The organism is Paraburkholderia mimosarum LMG 23256 = NBRC 106338, assembly GCF_000739815.1.
Classification (GTDB): domain Bacteria; phylum Pseudomonadota; class Gammaproteobacteria; order Burkholderiales; family Burkholderiaceae; genus Paraburkholderia; species Paraburkholderia mimosarum.
Genome location: NZ_BBJJ01000008.1, coordinates 155,444 through 174,978, shown reverse-complemented (window position 1 = coordinate 174,978; position 19,535 = coordinate 155,444). Strand labels below are relative to the sequence as shown.

The 19,535-nt window shown below is 65.7% G+C and carries 17 protein-coding genes; 9 read left to right on the top strand and 8 right to left on the bottom strand.

The genetic code is table 11. From position 1 onward, the window contains the following. Positions 1-79 precede the first annotated feature (79 nt). Complete coding sequence (clpB, locus tag BMI01S_RS09495) at positions 80-2,677, bottom strand: ATP-dependent chaperone ClpB (RefSeq protein ID WP_028209929.1); 2,598 nt, start codon at positions 2,675-2,677, stop codon at positions 80-82. A gap of 256 nt (positions 2,678-2,933) precedes the next feature. Next, a complete protein-coding gene (locus BMI01S_RS09490; RefSeq protein WP_028209930.1) occupies positions 2,934-3,434 on the bottom strand; it encodes an Rrf2 family transcriptional regulator in 501 nt (166 codons plus the stop codon). A 205-nt stretch (positions 3,435-3,639) separates the two neighbouring features. Here BMI01S_RS09490 and BMI01S_RS09485 point away from each other — a divergent pair, with 205 nt between their 5' ends. Then, entirely contained in the window at positions 3,640-4,197 is a 558-nt protein-coding gene (locus tag BMI01S_RS09485) for a group III truncated hemoglobin (protein WP_042288979.1), read from the top strand. A gap of 100 nt (positions 4,198-4,297) precedes the next feature. Here the strand turns inward: BMI01S_RS09485 and BMI01S_RS09480 are convergent, their stop codons facing one another. The 6 genes from BMI01S_RS09480 to BMI01S_RS09455 all read right to left on the bottom strand — a co-directional run bounded on the left by BMI01S_RS09480 (position 4,298) and on the right by BMI01S_RS09455 (position 10,735). Beyond that, entirely contained in the window at positions 4,298-4,780 is a 483-nt protein-coding gene (locus BMI01S_RS09480) for a molybdenum cofactor biosynthesis protein MoaE (RefSeq protein ID WP_028209931.1), read from the bottom strand. 19 nt (positions 4,781-4,799) lie between these two features. After that, positions 4,800-5,057, bottom strand: a complete 258-nt coding sequence (gene moaD, locus BMI01S_RS09475; RefSeq protein ID WP_028209932.1) for a molybdopterin converting factor subunit 1 — start codon at positions 5,055-5,057, stop codon at positions 4,800-4,802. Between the two features lie 22 nt (positions 5,058-5,079). Next, complete coding sequence (locus BMI01S_RS09470) at positions 5,080-6,312, bottom strand: molybdopterin-binding protein (RefSeq protein ID WP_028209933.1); 1,233 nt, start codon at positions 6,310-6,312, stop codon at positions 5,080-5,082. Between the two features lie 303 nt (positions 6,313-6,615). Further along, positions 6,616-8,067, bottom strand: a complete 1,452-nt coding sequence (gene thrC / locus BMI01S_RS09465) for a threonine synthase (RefSeq protein WP_028209934.1) — start codon at positions 8,065-8,067, stop codon at positions 6,616-6,618. 21 nt (positions 8,068-8,088) lie between these two features. Continuing rightward, positions 8,089-9,420 carry a homoserine dehydrogenase gene (locus BMI01S_RS09460; RefSeq protein ID WP_028209935.1) on the bottom strand — a complete coding sequence of 444 codons (1,332 nt, stop codon included), beginning with the start codon at positions 9,418-9,420 and terminating at the stop codon, positions 8,089-8,091. Positions 9,421-9,496: 76 nt separating this feature from the next. Then, positions 9,497-10,735, bottom strand: a complete 1,239-nt coding sequence (locus tag BMI01S_RS09455) for a pyridoxal phosphate-dependent aminotransferase (protein ID WP_028209936.1) — start codon at positions 10,733-10,735, stop codon at positions 9,497-9,499. Between the two features lie 613 nt (positions 10,736-11,348). Here BMI01S_RS09455 and BMI01S_RS09450 point away from each other — a divergent pair. From BMI01S_RS09450 to BMI01S_RS09415, 8 genes are all read left to right on the top strand, one after another. Continuing rightward, on the top strand, positions 11,349-11,723 hold the full coding sequence (locus BMI01S_RS09450; RefSeq protein ID WP_028209937.1) for an Mth938-like domain-containing protein: 375 nt from the start codon (positions 11,349-11,351) through the stop codon (positions 11,721-11,723). A gap of 158 nt (positions 11,724-11,881) precedes the next feature. Beyond that, complete coding sequence (locus BMI01S_RS09445; protein WP_036017900.1) at positions 11,882-13,573, top strand: glycosyltransferase family 39 protein; 1,692 nt, start codon at positions 11,882-11,884, stop codon at positions 13,571-13,573. 151 nt (positions 13,574-13,724) lie between these two features. Next, a complete protein-coding gene (locus BMI01S_RS09440; protein ID WP_028209938.1) occupies positions 13,725-14,096 on the top strand; it encodes an SMR family transporter in 372 nt (123 codons plus the stop codon). 123 nt (positions 14,097-14,219) lie between these two features. Then, complete coding sequence (locus BMI01S_RS09435; RefSeq protein WP_028209939.1) at positions 14,220-15,380, top strand: DegT/DnrJ/EryC1/StrS family aminotransferase; 1,161 nt, start codon at positions 14,220-14,222, stop codon at positions 15,378-15,380. Between the two features lie 118 nt (positions 15,381-15,498). Continuing rightward, positions 15,499-16,572, top strand: a complete 1,074-nt coding sequence (locus BMI01S_RS09430; RefSeq protein ID WP_028209940.1) for a glycosyltransferase — start codon at positions 15,499-15,501, stop codon at positions 16,570-16,572. Further along, positions 16,569-17,531 (top strand): formyltransferase, encoded by a 963-nt coding sequence (locus tag BMI01S_RS09425; protein ID WP_028209941.1) that lies wholly within the window; start codon positions 16,569-16,571, stop codon positions 17,529-17,531. The genes BMI01S_RS09430 and BMI01S_RS09425 overlap by 4 nt, the downstream gene beginning before the upstream one ends. Next, the gene (locus tag BMI01S_RS09420) at positions 17,528-18,577 is read left to right on the top strand and encodes a bifunctional UDP-4-keto-pentose/UDP-xylose synthase (protein WP_028209942.1); all 1,050 of its coding nucleotides are present in this window, start codon (positions 17,528-17,530) and stop codon (positions 18,575-18,577) included. Before BMI01S_RS09425 ends, BMI01S_RS09420 begins: the two co-directional genes overlap by 4 nt. 24 nt (positions 18,578-18,601) lie before the next feature. Next, a complete protein-coding gene (locus BMI01S_RS09415; protein ID WP_028209943.1) occupies positions 18,602-19,498 on the top strand; it encodes a polysaccharide deacetylase family protein in 897 nt (298 codons plus the stop codon). Positions 19,499-19,535: the final 37 nt, after the last annotated feature.

Genomic DNA, 19,535 nt, shown 5'->3' with positions numbered 1-19,535 from the left:
ACTCCGCTGCCCCTTTTCCGTTTCAGCCAGGCGAGCGCACCTCACGGTACGCGCCTGACCCGTGTTTCGATGCGCGAACTTAGTGCACCACGCGCTCGAACACGAACTTGCCGTCGTTCACATCGACCGGAATCACGTCCTTCGGCCCGAACTTGCCCGCGAGAATCAGCTTGGCGACAGGATTCTCGATCTCCTGCTGGATCGCGCGCTTGAGCGGCCGTGCGCCGAACAGCGGGTCGTAGCCGACCTTGGCGATCTGCCCGAGCGCTTCGTCCGACACCATGAGCTCCATGTCGAGCTTCTCCAGACGCTCGCGCAGACGCTGCAACTGGATCTTCGCAATGGCCTCGATATTCGTGCGATCGAGCGCATGGAACACGACGACCTCGTCGATGCGGTTCAGGAATTCGGGGCGGAACTGCTGCTTCACTTCGTTCCACACCGCGTCCTTCACCGCTTCCTGCGGCTCGCCCGCCATCGACTGGATGAGGTGCGAACCGAGGTTCGACGTCATCACGATCACGGTGTTCTTGAAGTCGACGGTACGGCCCTGGCCGTCGGTCATGCGGCCGTCGTCGAGCACCTGCAGCAGCACGTTGAACACATCCGGGTGCGCCTTTTCGACTTCGTCGAGCAGGATCACGCTATACGGCTTGCGCCGCACGGCCTCGGTCAGATAACCGCCCTCCTCGTAGCCCACGTAGCCCGGCGGCGCGCCGATCAGGCGAGCCACGCTGTGCTTCTCCATGAACTCGCTCATGTCGATGCGGATGAGATGATCCTCCGCATCGAACAGGAAGCCCGCCAGCGCCTTGCAGAGCTCGGTCTTGCCCACGCCCGTCGGTCCGAGGAACAGGAACGAGCCGTACGGCCGGTTCGGGTCCGCGAGACCGGCGCGCGAGCGACGAATCGCGTCGGCAACGGCGGTGATCGCCTCGTCCTGGCCCACCACACGCTCGTGCAGCTTCTCTTCGATCTGCAGCAGCTTTTCGCGCTCGCCCTGCATCATGCGCGACACGGGAATGCCGGTCGAACGCGACACGACTTCCGCGATTTCCTCGGCGCCCACGAGCGTGCGCAGCAAGCGCGGGCGCGTGGGATTGTTCTGCTCGTTCGCCTCGGCCAGCGCGACCTGCTTGAGCTGCGCCTCGAGTTCCGGCAGCTTGCCGTATTGCAGCTCCGCGACCTTCTCGAGCTTGCCTTCGCGCTGGAAGCGGTTGATTTCCGCGCGCACGCGGTCGATCTCTTCCTTGATCTGCGCGCCGCCCTGCACCGCGGCCTTCTCGGTGGTCCAGATCTCTTCGAGGTCCTTATATTCGAGGCTCAGCCGGTCGATCTCCTCCTCGATCAGCTGCAGACGCTTTTGCGACGCCTCGTCCTTCTCCTTCTTGACGGCCTCGCGCTCGATCTTCAGCTGGATCAACCGGCGATCGAGCTTGTCCATCGCTTCGGGCTTCGAATCGATTTCCATCTTGATCTTCGAAGCGGCTTCGTCGATCAGGTCGATGGCCTTGTCCGGCAAGAAGCGGTCGGTGATGTAGCGATGCGAGAGCTCCGCCGCCGCGACGATCGCCGGGTCGGTGATTTCCACGCCGTGGTGCAGCTCGTACTTCTCCTTCAGGCCACGCAGGATCGCGATGGTCGCCTCGACCGTCGGTTCGTCGACGAGCACCTTCTGGAAGCGGCGTTCGAGCGCGGCGTCCTTCTCGATGTACTTGCGATATTCGTCGAGCGTGGTCGCGCCGATGCAGTGCAGCTCGCCGCGCGAGAGCGCGGGCTTGAGCATGTTGCCTGCATCCATCGCGCCTTCGGCCTTGCCTGCGCCGACCATCGTATGGATCTCGTCGATGAAGACGATGGTCTGCCCTTCGTCCTTCGCGATGTCGTTGAGCACGGCCTTCAGGCGCTCCTCGAACTCGCCGCGATACTTGGCGCCCGCGAGCAGCGCCGCCATGTCGAGCGACAGCACGCGCTTGCCCTTGAGCGTCTCGGGCACTTCGCCGTTGACGATGCGCTGCGCGAGGCCCTCGACGATCGCCGTCTTGCCCACGCCCGGCTCGCCGATCAGCACCGGATTGTTCTTGGTGCGGCGTTGCAGGATCTGGATCGAGCGGCGGATTTCGTCGTCGCGGCCGATCACGGGGTCGAGCTTGCCCGAGCGCGCACGCTCGGTCAGATCGACGGTGTACTTCTTGAGCGCTTCGCGCTGGCTCTCGGCGTCCTGGCTGTGCACCTGCGCACCGCCGCGCACCGCGACGATGGCAGCTTCGAGCGCCTTGCGCGTCAAGCCATGCTGCCGCGCGAGGCGGCCCGCCTCGCCCTTGTCGTCGGCGACGGCCAGCAGGAACATCTCGCTCGCGATGTACGTATCGTTGAGCTTCTGCGCTTCCTTGTCGGCCTGATTGAGCAGACCCGTGAGCTCGCGGCCGATCTGCACGTTGCCGTCGGTGCCCCGCACTTGCGGCAAGCGGTTGATGGCGTCGTTGAGCGCGTTCTGCAGCGCCTGCACCTGCACGCCCGCACGCGACATGAGCGAGCGCGCCGAGCCGTCCTGCTGCGCGACGAGCGCGGCCAGCAGGTGAACGGGTTCGATGTACTGGTTATCGTGGCCAACGGCGAGGCTTTGTGCATCGGCGATGGCTTCCTGGAACTTGGTGGTGAGTTTGTCGATTCTCATTTGAAACGAGGCCTCCAGATTTCTAGACTGTCACCAAATTTGAGGGGGGAGACGCCGGTTTCAAGCGCGCTAGCGTCATTTTTTCCGATTTCCGCAATCGTGGCGCGCACCGCGGCCGCCGGCGCACGATGCCGGGGCGTGCGACGACGGGAGAGGGATGATCGGCAGTCAGGCGCCGGATTTCGTCTCGGAGACCCACCGCGCCGGGCGCGAGTGAGCAAAACGCCAGTCTGGAACAGGCAGGCAGAGGCGCCGCTCAATGCTCTCGCGAAGGCGCCGGCCGCGGCACCTGCACACGCGGCATGAGCTGGATCGGAGCCAGGCCCAGCAAGCCCGTCAGTTCGTCCGCCGGCTGCGCCAGTTCGCCGATCGTGTGGCGGTCGAGCTCCGCGAGGAACGCGTCGCGCGCGGCCGCCAGCGCATGCTTGAGCCGGCACTGCGGCTCGATGACGCAGCCGCGCCGCTCGCCATGTTCGTCCGGAAAACAGCCAACGAGAGAAAAATCGCTCTCGGTTTCGCGGACGACCGCGCCAACGGTCAGATCGAGCGAAGCCGGCGCGAGCCGCAAGCCGCCATTGCGCCCACGAACGGTATCGACCCAGCCTAGCTCGCCAAGACGCTGGACGACTTTCATCAGATGATTCTTCGAAACGCCATAGGCGTCCGAGATCTCCTGAATCGTTGCCATGCTCTCGCGACGGAGCGCGAGATAGAGCATCACGCGCAACGAATAGTCGGTGTAGTCGGTCAGTCTCATAGCGGCGCCATCAAAGGGGCAGTTCGGGCAGCAGAAACCATACAATAACATGCAGGGGGCATGCAGGTTTTGTCTGGACTCGGTATCATGGTCACTTCGCATTGCCTGGCGGCTCATTGCGGCGGAATGCGGCTCAGGGCCGCATCGTGCAGGGAGAGCCCCGCCCGCTAGACTCCAGGCTCTCACGCATCATCCGGACCCCGAAATGACTCGCCCCGACTCCAGCCCTGCTGCCATGCTGCACGTCCAGCCCACCGAAGACAACATCCGCGAACTCGTCTACGCGTTTTACGACCGCGTGCGCGACGACGCGATGCTCGGGCCGGTGTTCGACGGCGTGCTCGCCGGGCGTTGGGACGAGCATCTGCCGAAGATGTGCCGGTTCTGGTCGAGCCTCGTGCTCGGCACGCGAACCTACCGCGGCAATGTGCAGCAGGCGCACGATCCGGTGCCCGGCGTCGAGCCCCAGCATTTCAGCCGCTGGCTCTATCTCTTCCTCGATACGGTACAAGCGCGCTACGAACCCGCGGCAGCCGTGCAGTTCATGGAGCCGGCGCTGCGCATCGCGCAGAGCCTGCAACTGAGCCGCTTTGGCTGGGACTATACGATTCCGCCCGAGCAGCAGGCCATCCTCGATCGCATCGCGCCGCGCCGGCGCCCCGGTCACGGACACGATCTCCCCACGCGCTCCACTGGCGAGCCCTTCCCGGCCCGCTTCATTGGTCGTCCGCTGGATATCGACGAAACTACGCCGTCCGCGTAACGGCTTTCGCGTCCGGTCGCGAGGCGGAACAGGCGGTTAGTTGCATTAAAGCGAAGCTCATGCCTGGCAAAGCTGCCGCTCCCGCACGGCGCTCGGGCGCTTAACCGTCACCGCGCGAGGCATTCCCCGACGCCACACGCCAGCGCGCCAGCGCGGCATCGTCGCTCTCGCGGGCGTCGACCCAGCGCGCGCCCTGCTCCGTCTCTTCCTTCTTCCAGAACGGGGCCTCGGTCTTGAGGAAATCCATCACGAACTCGCAGGACGCAAAGGCGTCACCGCGATGTTTCGAGGTCGTCGCGACGAGCACGATCTGATCGAGCGGCGCGAGCCTGCCCACCCTGTGGACGATCAACACCTCGATACCCGCCCAGCGTCGCTGCGCCTCGCCGACAATCGCCTCCAGCGCCTTTTCCGTCATGCCGGGATAGTGCTCCAGCTCCATCGACGCGATCGTGCTGCCGTCGTTGAGGTCGCGCACCGTGCCGACGAAGCATGCGACCGCTCCGATCGCCGGATTGCGCGCGCGCAACTGCGCCACCTCGGTGGTGAGGTCGAAATCTTCCGTTTGTACGCGCACGGGCATCGCGAGTCTCCTGTGGCGCTCAGCCGCCCGTCACGGGTGGGAAAAACGCGACCTCGCAACCCTCGGTGATCCGCGTGCGCGGATCGGTCATCACGTGATTGCAGGCCATGCGAAGCGCGCGGCCTTCCGCCAGCGTTTCGGCCCACACGCCGCCGCGCGCGCGCAGCCAGCCGCGCACGTCGCCGACCGTCACGACGCCATCGGGCAGCGTGACCGTTTCATCCGCGACGCCCAGCGCCTCGCGCACACTCGCAAAAAACTTCAACTGGATCTTCATCGCTTGAGACTTCATTCAGGCTTCAATACAGCAATTCGGTGAACGGGATGAAACGCACGGTCTCGCCCGCGCTGATCGCATGGTTAGGCGGATTGTCGATGAGGCCGTCGGCCCAGACCGTCGAGGTCAGCACGGCCGAACTCTGATTGGGGAACAGGTCGAGGCCGCCCGCCGGATTCACGCGCGCGCGCAGGAATTCGTTGCGACGGTCGCTCTTCGTCTGGGTGAAGTCGGCGCGCAGTGACAGCGCCCGCGGGCTTACGTGCGTCGCGCCCGCGAGACGCAGCAGGAACGGGCGCACGAACAGCAGGAACGTGACGAAGCTCGACACCGGGTTGCCCGGTAGCCCGATGAAGAACGCCTCGCCGGCTTGAGCCGCAGTGTCGCCCGGCCCTTGCGGGCGACGTACCGCGCCGAACGCGAGCGGCTTGCCCGGCTTCATGGCGATCTGCCACAGGTTGATGCGGCCTTCGGCCTCCACGGCGGGCCGCACGTGATCTTCCTCGCCCACCGACACGCCGCCCGAGGTGAGGATCAGGTCGTGCGCGGCGGCCGCTTCGCGCAGCGTCGCGCGCGTAACGTCGAGCTGGTCGGGCACGATGCCGTAGTCGGTCACCTCGCAGCCCAGGTTGCGTAGCAGACCCGTGAGCGTGAAGCGGTTCGAGTTGTAGATCGCGCCGGGCTTGAGCGGCTCGCCCGGCATGGTCAACTCGTCGCCGGTGAAGAACACCGCCACCTTCACGCGGCGCAAGACGGTGAGCGCGGCGCAGCCCACCGATGCCGCCAGCCCGAGGGCCGCCGGCGTGAGGCGCGTACCCGCTGGCAGGATGACCGTATTTTTGCGGATGTCCGCGCCCTGCGCCGTGATCCACTCGCCCGCCTTCGGCGTATGCAGGAAGGTGACGGCGCCTTCGGCAGCCTCGGCCTGCTCCTGCATGACGACGGCGTCCGCGCCCGGCGGCACGGTCGCGCCCGTGAAAATGCGCGCCGCCGTGCCCGCCGCGAGCGGTTGGGGCGCATGTCCCGCCGGAATGCGCTGCGACAACGGCAGATGGCGGCTGCCCTGCGCCAGATCGGCCACGCGCACCGCGTAGCCATCCATGGCGCTCGTGTTCATCGGCGGCACATCGAGCGGCGAAACGACGTCCTCGGCAAGCACGCGATTGAGTGAATCGAACGTCGAAATCGTTTCGATGCCGGCGAGCGGCTTCGCGGCAGCAAGCAACGCCGCGAGCGCGTCGGCAGTGGAGAGCATCGGCGCGCGCGGCGCGGGCGCCGGCGCAGCGGAAGACGGGGACGTAGGCGTGGACATCGAGGTCGTCTCGGACTCGGCGGGCGGGCCGCCGGCAACGGTTGGTCTGTCGTTATTGTAGCGGCGCGACGGTCGCGCGGCGCCCTGGGGCGTGGCCGGGCCTCGCGCGGATCGCGTGCGAGTGCTGTGGATCGGCTGGAGTCTTGCAGCGCCCGGTTCGGGAGAGCCCGGGCGTACGGCCAGGAAGGAGCGCCCGACAGCTCGAAGCGCCAGGGCCGGAAGCGGATCCGGCCCCCAGGTGGTACGTCAGTCCGCAGTGTGAGCGGCGATGTAGTCCTTCACGCGCTGAGCGTCAGCGGGCACGACTTCGAAGCGCTGCGGCAGCGCCTCCAGTCCCTCGAACGCCGCGGGGCGCTCCGGCTCGCGGTCGAGCGCTTCGCGAATCGTCTCGCCGAACTTCACCGGCTGCGCGGTTTCGAGCACGATCATCGGCACGCCCGGCTGCAGGTGTTCGCGTGCGACCTTCACGCCGTCGGCCGTGTGAGTGTCGATCATCGTCTTGTAGCGAGCATAGATGTCGCGAATCGTCGCGATGCGATCGTCATGGCTGCTGCGGCCCGACACGAAGCCGAACTGCTTCACGCGCCCGAAGTCGCCGCTCGCGACGAGATCGAAGCCGCCCTTCTCCTCCACATCGCGGAACAGTTGCGTGACGCGTGCGGGATCGCGGCCCAGCAGGTCGTAGACGAAGCGCTCGAAGTTCGACGCCTTCGAGATGTCCATGCTGGGGCTCGTCGTGTGATACGTCTCCGCGGAGCCGCGCACGCGGTAAATGCCGGTGCGGAAGAACTCGTCGAGCACGTCGTTCTCGTTGGTCGCGACCACGAGCTTTTCGATGGGCAGGCCCATCATGCGCGCGATATGCCCCGCGCAGACGTTGCCGAAATTGCCCGACGGCACCGTGAACGAAACACGCTCGTCGTTCGACTTCGTCGCCGCGAAATAGCCGGCGAAGTAGTACACGACCTGGGCCACGACGCGCGCCCAGTTGATCGAGTTGACCGTGCCGATCTTGTACTGCGCCTTGAACGCGTGATCGTTCGAGACGGCCTTGACGATGTCCTGGCAGTCGTCGAACACGCCTTCCACGGCCAGATTGAAGATGTTCGGGTCTTGCAGGCTGAACATCTGGGCCGTCTGGAACGCGCTCATCTTCCTGTGCGGCGAGAGCATGAACACGCGCACGCCCTGCTTGCCGCGCATCGCGTACTCGGCGGCGCTACCCGTGTCGCCCGACGTCGCGCCGAGAATGTTCAGCTCCTGACCGGCCTTCGCGAGCGCGTACTCGAACAGGTTGCCGAGCAGCTGCATCGCCATGTCCTTGAACGCCAGCGTCGGGCCGTTCGAAAGTTCGAGCAGCGAGAGCTGCGCGCCGTTTTCCTCGCCGAGCGTGGTCAGCGGCGTGATCCTGCTCGCGTCTTCGCCGTGGCGCACGTTGCGGTACGTCTCGCCCGTGTAGGTGCGGCGCGTGATGTCGCGCAGGTCTTCGGCGGGAATGTCGCCCGCGAACTTCGAGAGAATCTCGAACGCGAGATCCGCGTACGGAAGGCCGCGCCAGCGCGCGAGCTCTTGCTGGCTGATCTGCGGGTACTCGGCCGGCAGATAGAGGCCGCCGTCGCGCGCGAGGCCGCCCAGCAGGATGTCGGAAAACGAATGATGCTCGCCGGCGCCCGCGCCGCGCGTTGATACGTAATTCATAGCCCTTGCCTCAAATGCGCCTTAGTTCAGTCCTTCCATGCGCAGCTTCGTGACCTGCGACTTCACCGTCGCGAGTTTCTCGATCTGCGCGATCGCCGCGTTCACGTTCTTTTCGACCGTTTCATGCGTGATCAGGATGATGTCGGTTTCCGCCTTGCCCTGCGCGTCGACCTCTTCCGATTCCTTTTGCAGCAGCGCGTCGATCGAGATGCCGCTATCGGCGAGGATGCGCGTGATGGCGGCCATGACACCGGTCTGGTCGGCCACGCGCAGGCGCAGGTAATAGCCGCTCGTGACTTCGTCGATCGGCAGGATCGGCGTGTTCGAGAGGCTGTCCGGCTGGAACGCGAGGTGCGGCACGCGGTGCTCGGGGTCGGCCGTGTGCAGGCGCGTCACGTCCACGAGATCGGCCACCACGGCCGAGGCCGTCGGCTCCGCGCCCGCGCCCTTGCCGTAGTAGAGCGTCGTCCCCACCGCGTCGCCATGCACGACCACGGCGTTCATCGCGCCTTCCACGTTGGCCAGCAGGCGCTTGGCCGGGATCAGCGTGGGATGGGTGCGCAGCTCGATGCCCTTCTCGGTGCGGCGCGCGATGCCGAGCAGCTTGATGCGATAGCCGAGCTCTTCCGCGTACTTGATGTCGATGGCGTCGAGCTTGCTGATGCCTTCCACGTAGGCCTTGTCGAACTGCACGGGCACGCCGAACGCGATCGCGCTCATGATCGTGGCCTTGTGCGCGGCGTCCACGCCTTCGATGTCGAAGGTCGGATCGGCTTCTGCGTAGCCCAGCTCCTGCGCAGCCTTCAGCGCGGTCGCGAAGTCGAGTCCGCGCTCACGCATTTCCGAGAGGATGTAGTTCGTCGTGCCGTTGATGATGCCCGCGATGTATTCGATGCGGTTGGCCGTGAGCCCTTCGCGCAGCGCCTTGATGATGGGAATGCCGCCCGCCACCGCCGCCTCGAACGCGACCATCACGCCCTTCGCGCGCGCCGCTTCGAAGATTTCGGTGCCGTGCACCGCCAGCAGCGCCTTGTTCGCGGTCACCACGTGCTTGCCGTTGGCGATCGCCCGCAGCACGAGGTCTTTCGCGAGCGTCGTGCCGCCGATCATTTCGGCGACGATCGAAATCGACGGGTCGTCGACGACGGCGTTGAAGTCAGTCGTCAGATCGACGGTGCCGGCTTGTGCGCCGAGCGCCGCGGTGGCCTTGGCGGGGTTGCGCACGGCAATGCGCGCCACCTCGATGCCGCGGCCCGCGCGACGTTTGATTTCTTCCTGGTTGCGCCGCAGTACCGTGAAGGTGCCGCTGCCCACCGTGCCGAAGCCCAAGAGACCTACTTTGATCGGATCCATGCAGCGTGTGTTCGTCTAGAGATGTGAAAGGGAGTGCGTTTGCGCGCGCGGCTCAGTGGCCGGACCCATGGGCTCGTCAGTTGCCGTGCCGCTGGCGATAACCGTCGAGGAAGCGCGCAATGCGGTTGATCGAATCGGTCAGGTCGTCGACGTTCGGCAGGAACACCACGCGGAAGTGGTCCGACTGCTTCCAGTTGAAGCCCGTGCCTTGAACGAGCAGCACGCGCTCCTGCAGGAGCAGGTCGAGGATGAACTGCTGGTCGTCCTCGATCGGGTAGAGCTTCGGGTCGAGGCGCGGGAACATGTAGAGCGCCGCCTCGGGCTTCACGCAGGTCACGCCGGGAATGGCCGTGAGCAGGTTGTACGCAAGCTCGCGCTGACGATAGAGACGCCCGCCCGGCTGGATCAGCTCGTTGATGCTCTGGTAGCCGCCCAGTGCCGTCTGGATCGCATACTGGCCCGGGACGTTCGCGCACAGGCGCATCGAGGCGAGAATGCCGAGGCCTTCCGTGTAGTCCTTCGAGCGGCGCCGGTTTTCGCCCGTCATGCCCGAGAGGAACATCCAGCCCGCGCGATAGCCGCAGGCACGATAGCTCTTCGAGAGGCTGTTCAGGGTGACGGTGATCACGTCTTCGGAGAGCGAGCCAAGCGCCGTGTGCGTCTTGCCGTCGTAGATGATCTTGTCGTAGACCTCGTCGGCGAAGAGGATCAGGCCGTGCTCGCGCGCGATGGCCACGATGCCGTGCAGCAGTTCGTCCGAATACAGCGCGCCAGTGGGGTTGTTCGGGTTGATGACGACGATCGCGCGCGTGTTCGGCGTGATCTTCGAGCGAATGTCGTCGAGGTCGGGCATCCACGCGTTCGATTCGTCGCAGACGTAGTGCACCGGCGTGCCGCCCGAAAGGCTCACGGCCGCCGTCCACAGCGGATAGTCGGGCGCGGGCAGCAGCACCTCGTCACCGTCGTTCAGGAGCGCCTGCATGGCCATCACGATCAGCTCGGAGGCGCCGTTGCCGATGTAGATGTCGTCGAGTTCCACACCCTTGACGCCCTTTTGCTGCGCGTAATGCATGATCGCCTTGCGCGCGGCGAACACCCCCTTCGAATCCGAGTAGCCCGACGAGCCCGGCAGGTTCAGGATCATGTCCTGAATGACCTCGTCGGGCGCGTCGAAACCGAATGGCGCGAGATTGCCGATGTTCAGCTTGATGATGCGGTGGCCTTCTTCTTCGAGGCGCTTCGCATGCTCGAGCACCGGCCCGCGGATGTCGTAGCAGACGTTCTGCAGCTTGTTGGATTTGAGAATCGGTTTCACGGCGGGCTATCAGTCAGAGGCGAGTAAAAAGCTGTAAAAGGGCTGGAACGGGGTTGACCGCGGGTTGATCGACCGCGGGTTGAACGACAGTTGACCAGGCAGCGGATGGCGCCAGGGCGGACGTGACATGCAGGGCAGCGAGCTGAGCATTCCGGGCAGCGCGGCCTACCCTGAAGGACACCTGCCGCGCCCCCCTTCGGCCTCGCTTCGGCCTGGCTGCGCCCGGTTGCGCCGCGCTTTGTGTGCGGGGGTCGGCGCACATGCGACGCCACAGGAGGGATCCTTGACCAACCGCACGGCAGCTTATGGCTGCCCTCGCCCGATGCGCGGATAGGCGCGAGCGGGTCTTCCAGCGGGGTCTGCCGACCTGGTTTGCCCGCAGGCACCGCTGCGGCGGCGGCTAAAAAGCTATAATTTAGCGGATTTTGACCAACTTCCGCAATGCGCAATCTGTCAAGATGCGGGCCAGGAGGCGGACCGGGAAGCGGACCTGGAGGCGGATCGCGAAGCCGGTAGCGCCGGCCGCCCCGGCCAGCATCGGCACAGGATGTGCGCCCCTTGCCTGCGCATCCGAACCGCCGCATCCGAACCGCCATTACCCCGGAACCCCGTTTTGAAACTACACCAGGACTCCAGCGGCGCGCTGAATACCGTTACCGGTTACGGCCCCGATTATGTCGAAGTGAATCTCGAACGCCATACAGGCAGCATCATCATGATGCCCGAGTCGCCGGTCACCCCCTGGCCGGTGCAAGCGTTCGACGCCCTGACGCCCGAACTCTTCGAAATGCTGCTTCCGCTCAACCCCGAGGTGGTGGTGTTCGGCAGCGGCGAGCGCCTGCGCTTTCCGCACCCGCGCCTGACCGCGGCGCTGGCTGCCCGGCGCATCGGCGTCGAGGCGATGGACTTCAAGGCCGCCTGCCGCACCTACAACATTCTCATGGCCGAAGGCCGCCGCGTGGCGGCCGCACTCCTGCTCGAAAGGTGACGCAGCTTAAGCTTGTCATCAGGTAGCCGCGCAGCGCCGTAGTACACTTGCGCGCCGCGTGATGGCGCGCGCCGCCGCACACACGGGGTGCGGACGGGGCGAGCCCGCGCCATCCGAACCTCGACCGCAACGACTGCAACAAGAACAGGCTGAAACCCATGAACGATACGCCATCGAGGCTACCGCTCAACCGCAGCGCGATCCTGCTCCTGATCCTCGCCCTCGCCGTGATCTGGTTCCTGCCGCTCGGCTGGCGCCATCTGTTGCCGAGCGACGAAGGCCGCTACGCCGAAATGGCGCGCGAGATGCTCGCCTCCGGCGACTGGATCACGCCGCGCTACAACGACTACAAGTACTTCGAGAAGCCGCCGCTGCAGACCTGGATGAACGCGCTCACATTCGCGTGGTTCGGCATTGGCGAGTGGCAGGCGCGCCTTTATACGGCGCTCACCGGCTTCGCGGGCGTGCTGCTCATCGGCTTCACGGGCGCGCGCGTGTTCAACGCCGCCACGGGCTTCTTCGCTGCGGTCGTGCTCGCGTGCGCGCCGTACTGGAACCTGATGGGCCACTTCAACACGCTCGACATGGGCCTGTCGTTCTGGATGCAGCTCACGCTGTGCGCGCTCTTGCTCGCGCAGCGCCCCGACCTGCCCAAGGCAAGCGCGCGGCTCTGGATGTGGGTGTGCTGGGCGGCCATGGCAATGGCAGTGCTCTCCAAAGGTCTGGTCGGGCTGATCCTGCCGGGCGCGGTGCTCGTCCTCTACACGGGGATTTCGCGCGACTGGGCGCTCTGGAAGCGCCTCTATCTCGTGAGCGGCCTGATCGTGTTCTTCGCGATCGTTGCGCCGTGGTTCATCCTCGTGCAGCAGCGCAATCCCGAGTTCTTCAACTTCTTCTTCATCGTCCAGCAGTTCCGGCGCTACCTCACGCCGGAGCAGAACCGCCCCGGCCCGTTCTACTACTTCGTGCCGGTCATGCTGGTCGGCTTTCTGCCGTGGCTCTCGGTGAGCGTGCAGAGCGTGCGCCACGCGCTGCGCGCGCCGCGCCAGCCCAACGGCTTCTCGCCCGTCACGCTGATGTTCGTGTGGACGGTGTTCATTTTCCTGTTCTTCAGCGTTTCCCACTCGAAGCTGGTCTCCTACGTGCTGCCCATCGCGCCGCCCGTCGCGCTCATCATCGGCATGTATCTGCCGCTCATGACGCGCGCGCAGTGGAACCGGCACCTCGCAGGCTACGCGCTCCTCGCCGCCGCGCTGATGGCCGGCTCCTTCGTGCTCACCCGCTTCGGCGATGCGCGCAACCCCAACGCGCTCTACCGGGCGTTCCAGGTATGGGTGTTCGCCGCCGCCGCGGTGGCCTTCGTCGTGACCATGGTCGGCCTGCGCCTGAACCGCGCGAAGCGCACGCCGGACACCGGCGCGCGAGCGCCGGCGCTCGCGCTCGGTACCGCGTGGCTGCTGCTCGCCACCATCGCCGGCACGGGCCACGACGTATTCGGCACGCTGAGCTCGGGGGCGCCGCTCGCACCCGCGGTGCGCGCCGCCATCGCGAAGCTGCCGCCCGACACGCCGTTCTACTCGGTGGGCGTGCTCGACCACACCATGCCGTTCTACGTGCGCCACTCGATGACGATGGTCGAGGTCACCGACGAGCTTGCCTTCGGCATCTCCGAGGAACCACAAAAATGGGTGCCGACCATCGCCGAATGGGAAACCCGCTGGAAGGCCGACCGCTATGCGCTCGCGCTGATTCCCGTGAAGCGCTACGAAGAGCTCGCCGCGCAGGGCTTGCCGATGCAGGTCATTGCCCGCGACGCGCGCCGCGTGATCGTCGAGAAGCCCCAATCCTGACCACTTCCGGCCCCCCGTGGCGCATGCGCGATAATTGGCGCGGCCGGCGAGGCGCGGCCGGCCAGGCGCGGCCGGTAACGTCCCGCCTGCGCCAGCGGCCAACGGCCACGATCCCGCCGCACCCCCATAACCCGTTGAACCACCCTTTCCGATGAATCCGATTTCCCTGATCTGCATCCTCGCCGGCGTCGGCCTCAATGCCTGTGCGCAACTGTTGCTGAAAGCCGGTGTCAATGCCGTTGGACACTTCGAATTCACCCGTGCGAACATCCTGCCCATCGGCTGGAAGCTTGCAACGCAAGTGCCGATTCTGGGCGGCCTCGCCTGCTACGTGTTCAGCGTGGTCGTGTGGATCGTCGGGCTCTCGCGCGTGGACGTCTCGATCGCCTACCCGATGCTCTCGCTCGGCTACGTGGTCAATGCGTTCGCGGCGTGGTATCTGTTCGGCGAGGTCATGAGCGTGCAGCGGCTCGTCGGCATCGGCATCATCCTGATCGGCGTGTTCGTGCTGGCGCGCAGCTAGAACGCCGCGGCGCCCCGTATTCTCGCTTGTCGCGCTGCATGCCCCGCCCCATATAAGGAATTCGTAAGGCGTGCAGATTCTTTCGCCTGGCCCACTTTCTGACGAGCAACGACTCCCACACCCATGTCCCAGTCATCCTCGCAGTCTCTCCCTTTCCTGCCGTTCGTGCGCCCCGAAATCGACGAGGAAACCATCCAGGGCGTCGCCGATGTGCTGCGCTCGGGCTGGATCACAACCGGTCCGCAGAACCAGGCGTTCGAGGCCGCGCTCTCCGCGTATTGCGGCGGCCGGCCCGTGCGCACGTTCAACTCGGGCACGGCCACGCTCGAAATCGGCCTGCGCATCGCCGGCGTCGGTCCCGGCGACGAGGTCATCACCACGCCCGCGTCGTGGGTCGCCACGAGCAACGTGATCTATGAAGTGGGCGCGACGCCGGTGTTCGCCGACATCGATCCGCTCACTCGCAACATCGACCTCGACAAGCTCGAGGCCGCCATCACGCCGAAGACGAAAGCGCTCATCCCCGTCTACCTCGCGGGCCTGCCCGTCGACATGGACCGCCTTTACGCGATCGCCCGCCAGCACAAGCTGCGCGTGATCGAGGACGCCGCGCAGGCGTTCGGCTCGCAGTGGAATGGCAAGCGAATTGGCTCGATCGGCGACCTCGTGTCGTTCAGCTTCCACCCCAACAAGAACCTCACCTCGATCGAGGGCGGCGCGCTCGTCCTCAACGACGAGGCCGAGGCCGTCCTCGCGCAGAAATACCGCCTGCAAGGCATCACGCGCACCGGCTTCGACGGCATGGACTGCGACGTGCTCGGCGGCAAGTACAATCTCACCGATGTCGCCGCGCGCGTCGGGCTCGGCCAGCTCAAGCACATCGAGCGCTTCACCCGTCAGCGCATCGCGCTCGCGCGCGCCTACTTCGCGGGGCTGGAGGGCGGCGCGGCGGTCAAGCTCGGCGTGGGCCTGCCGCTCGCCGATTTCACCAACAGCAACTGGCATATGTTCCAGATCACGCTGCCGCTGGAGAAGCTCGCCATCACGCGCGGCGGCTTCATGGGCGAGCTCAAGGAACGCGGCATCGGCTCGGGCGTGCACTACCCGGCCATCCACCTTTTCACGCTCTACCGCGAGCGTGGTTTCAAGGCGGGTATGTTCCCGCACGCGGAGCGCTTCGGCGCGAGCACGGTCACGCTGCCGCTCTTCACGCAGATGACCGAAGCCGATGTGGCGCGCGTATGCCACGCGGTGAACGAAATCTGTACGAAGTTCGCGAAGTAAGCCGCGGAAAGAGTCGGCCGGGAAGCATCAGGGGAAACGCAGACAGACGGTGCAGCTCATGCGCTACCGGTCTGCGCACGCAGTAAACCGCAGCATCAATAACGGAATCGACGCACACATGAGTCAAACGGAACAACGCACCTTGACCCCGGACACGCCGGAAGTCTCGGTCATCATTCCGGTCTACAACGAGGAAGCAGGCCTTCCCGCGCTGTTCGCGCGCCTGTACCCGGCGCTCGACAAGCTAGGCACCTCGTACGAAGTGATCTTCATCAACGACGGCAGCCGCGACCGCTCGGCCGCGATGCTCGCCGAGCAGTTCCGCGCACGCCCCGACGCCACCCGCGCGATCCTGCTCAACGGCAACTACGGGCAGCACATGGCGATTCTCGCGGGCTTCGAGCAGGCGCGCGGCGAGATCGTCATCACGCTCGACGCCGACCTGCAAAATCCGCCCGAGGAGATCGGCAAGCTCGTCGAGAAGATGCGCGAAGGCTACGACTACGTCGGGACGATCCGCAAGCAACGCCAGGACAGCCTGTGGCGGCGCAAGGCGTCGCAGGCCATGAACCGGCTGCGCGAGCGCATCACGCGCATCAAGATGACCGATCAGGGCTGCATGCTGCGCGCGTACGACCGCCGCATCATCGACACGATCAACCGCTGCGGCGAAATCAACACGTTCATCCCCGCGCTCGCGTACACGTTCTCGCAGAACCCCGTCGAGGTGGAGGTCGCGCACGAGGAGCGCTTCGCGGGCGAGTCGAAGTATTCGCTCTATAGCCTCATCCGGCTGAATTTCGACCTCGTGACGGGTTTCTCCGTCGTGCCGCTGCAGTGGCTCTCGTTCATCGGCGTGATCCTGTCGCTCGGCTCGGCCGGCCTCTTCGTGCTGCTGCTGATTCGCCGCTTCATCCTCGGCGCGGAAGTGCAAGGCGTATTCACGCTCTTCGCCATCACGTTCTTCCTGCTCGGCGTGATCATCTTCGCGCTCGGTCTGCTCGGCGAGTACATCGGCCGCATCTACCAGCAGGTGCGTGCACGCCCCCGCTATCTGATCCAGACGATCCTCGAGGAGCGCAACGACCGCGCCGTCGCCGATACGCCGCGCCAGGACGTCATGCAGGCCGCCGCGTTCGCACGACCGGCCAACGTCGGGACCAACCCGGCCAACGAAGGAGCCCGTCAATGAAGCCGCGCGCCGTCGTCTTCGCGTATCACAACGTGGGCGTGCGCTGCCTGCAGGTGCTGCTCGCGGGCGGCGTCGACGTCGCGCTCGTCGTCACGCACGAGGACAGCCCGACCGAGAACATCTGGTTCGGCAGCGTGAAGTCGGTGGCCGAGGAGCATGGCATCGAAGTCGTCACGCCTGCCGATCCGAGGAGTGCCGAGCTGCGCGCCGCCGTTTCCGCGGCGCGTCCGGACTTCATCTTCTCGTTCTACTACCGGCACATGCTGCCCGTGGACCTGCTCGCGCTCGCAGCGCGCGGCGCGTACAACATGCACGGCTCGCTGCTGCCTAAGTACCGCGGACGCGTACCCACGAACTGGGCCGTGCTCAACGGCGAGACCGAAACCGGCGCCACGCTGCACGAAATGGCCGCGAAGCCCGATGCCGGCGCCATCGTCGCGCAGACGCCGGTGCCGATCCTCCCCGACGACACCGCGGCACAGGTCTTCGACAAGGTGACGGTGGCCGCCGAGCAAACGCTCTGGCGCGTGCTGCCCGCGCTGATCGCGGGCGAAGCGCCGCATCTTCCGAACGATCTCGCCAAGGGCAGCTACTACGGCGGGCGCAAGCCCGAGGACGGCCGCATCGACTTCGGCCAGAGCGCGCAGCAGGTGTACAACCTGATTCGCGCCGTCGCGCCGCCCTATCCGGGCGCGTTCACGGATGTCGGCAACGCGCGGTTCGTGATCGCCCGCGCGCGCCTCGTGCGCCCCGGCTCGCAAGACGCCGAAAGGGTCCGCACCCTCGCCGGATTGCCCGTCGGCATCCACGTAAGCGATAATGCGTTTTTCGCCGTCTGCGGCGACGGCCGCGCCATCGCGATCCACGAACTGCGGCATGCGCCGAGCCATGGCGGTCAGGAGACCGTCATCCGCCCCGCCGCGTTCTCCGAACTCATTTCATCTGTCCCCCGTCCATGACCAAAAAAGTTCTGATCCTGGGTGTGAACGGCTTCATCGGCCACCACCTGTCCAAGCGCATCCTCGAAACCACGAACTGGGAAGTGTTCGGCATGGACATGCAGACGGAGCGCCTCGGCGACCTCGTCAAGCATGAGCGTATGCACTTCTTCGAAGGCGACATCACGATCAACAAGGAGTGGGTCGAGTATCACGTCAAGAAGTGCGACGTGATCCTGCCGCTCGTCGCCATCGCCACGCCCGCTACCTACGTGCAGCAGCCGCTGCGCGTGTTCGAGCTCGACTTCGAGGCGAATCTGCCCATCGTGCGTTCGGCCGTGAAGTACCGCAAGCACCTCGTCTTCCCGTCGACCTCCGAGGTCTACGGCATGTGCAGCGACGAGCAGTTCGACCCCGATGCGTCCGCCCTCACCTACGGCCCGATCAACAAGCCGCGCTGGATCTATGCGTGCTCGAAGCAGCTCATGGACCGCGTGATCTGGGGCTACGGCATGGAAGGCCTGAACTTCACGCTGTTCCGTCCGTTCAACTGGATCGGCCCGGGCCTCGACTCGATCTACACGCCGAAGGAAGGTTCGTCGCGCGTCGTCACGCAGTTCCTCGGCCACATCGTGCGCGGCGAGAACATCAGCCTCGTGGATGGCGGCGCGCAAAAGCGCGCGTTCACCGACATCGACGACGGCATCGAAGCGCTCATGAAGATCATCGAGAACAAGGACGGCGTGGCCACGGGCAAGATCTACAACATCGGCAACCCGACCAACAACTTCTCGGTGCGCGAACTCGCGCACAAGATGCTCGCGCTCGCGGCCGAGTTCCCCGAATACGCGGAGTCGGCCAGGAAGGTGCAACTCGTCGAAACGTCGTCGGGCGCCTACTACGGCGCGGGCTATCAGGACGTACAGAATCGCGTGCCGAAGATCGACAACACGAAGCAGGAACTAGGCTGGGCGCCGAAGTCGACCTTCGACGAAGCGCTGCGCAAGATCTTCGAAGCGTACCGTGGCCATGTGGCCGAAGCCCGTGCGCTCGTCGAGCAACACTAAGCTTCAGACAAAGGTCCCAGTCACTTGGCCCGCATCGTCCTGAAAATCGACGTCGACACGCTGCGCGGCACGCGCGAAGGCGTGCCGAACCTCGCGCGCATCTTCGACCGCTACAAGGCGCGCGCCACGTTCCTGTTCAGCCTCGGTCCCGATCACACGGGCTGGGCGCTGCGGCGCGTCTTCCGGCCGGGCTTTCTCAAGAAAGTCTCGCGCACATCCGTGGTCGAGCATTACGGCTTGAGGCAGCTGATGTACGGCGTGCTGCTGCCTGGCCCCGACATCGGCGTGGAGGCGGCTGCGCAAATGCGCGCGATACACGAAGCCGGCTTCGAGTGCGGCATCCATACGTGGGATCACGTGTACTGGCAGGACAACGTTCGCACACGCGATGCGCGATGGACCGCGCGCCAGATGCAGAAGAGCCATGACCGCTTCACGCGGATCTTCGGCACGCCGCCCGTCACGCACGGTGCGGCAGGCTGGCAGATGAACGAGGCCGCCTTCGAGCAGATCGACGCCTGGGGCATGAAGTACGCTTCCGACGGGCGCGGGCATTCGCCCTATCGCCCCGTGGTGGCAGGCCGCACGCTGAACCACGTGCAAATGCCCACCACCTTGCCCACGCTCGACGAAGTGCTCGGCGTGGACGGTGTCGATACCGGCACGGTCGCGGCGTGGCTGCTCAAGCGCACGGAGAACAATCCGCACGACCAGGTCTTCACGTTGCATGCCGAACTCGAAGGCCAGAAGCTCGCGGGCGTGTTCGAGCAACTGCTGGCCGGCTGGCGCGCGCAAGGCCACACGTTTGCCACGATGGGCGATTACCATGCGACGCTGGACCCGGATTCGCTGCCATCGTACCCTGTCACCTGGGGCGAGATCGCCGGCCGCTCGGGCCAGTTGATCGTTCAGCCCGACTGAATCCGCCGCCCGCGGGGCGCCCGCCAGGATCCGTGCC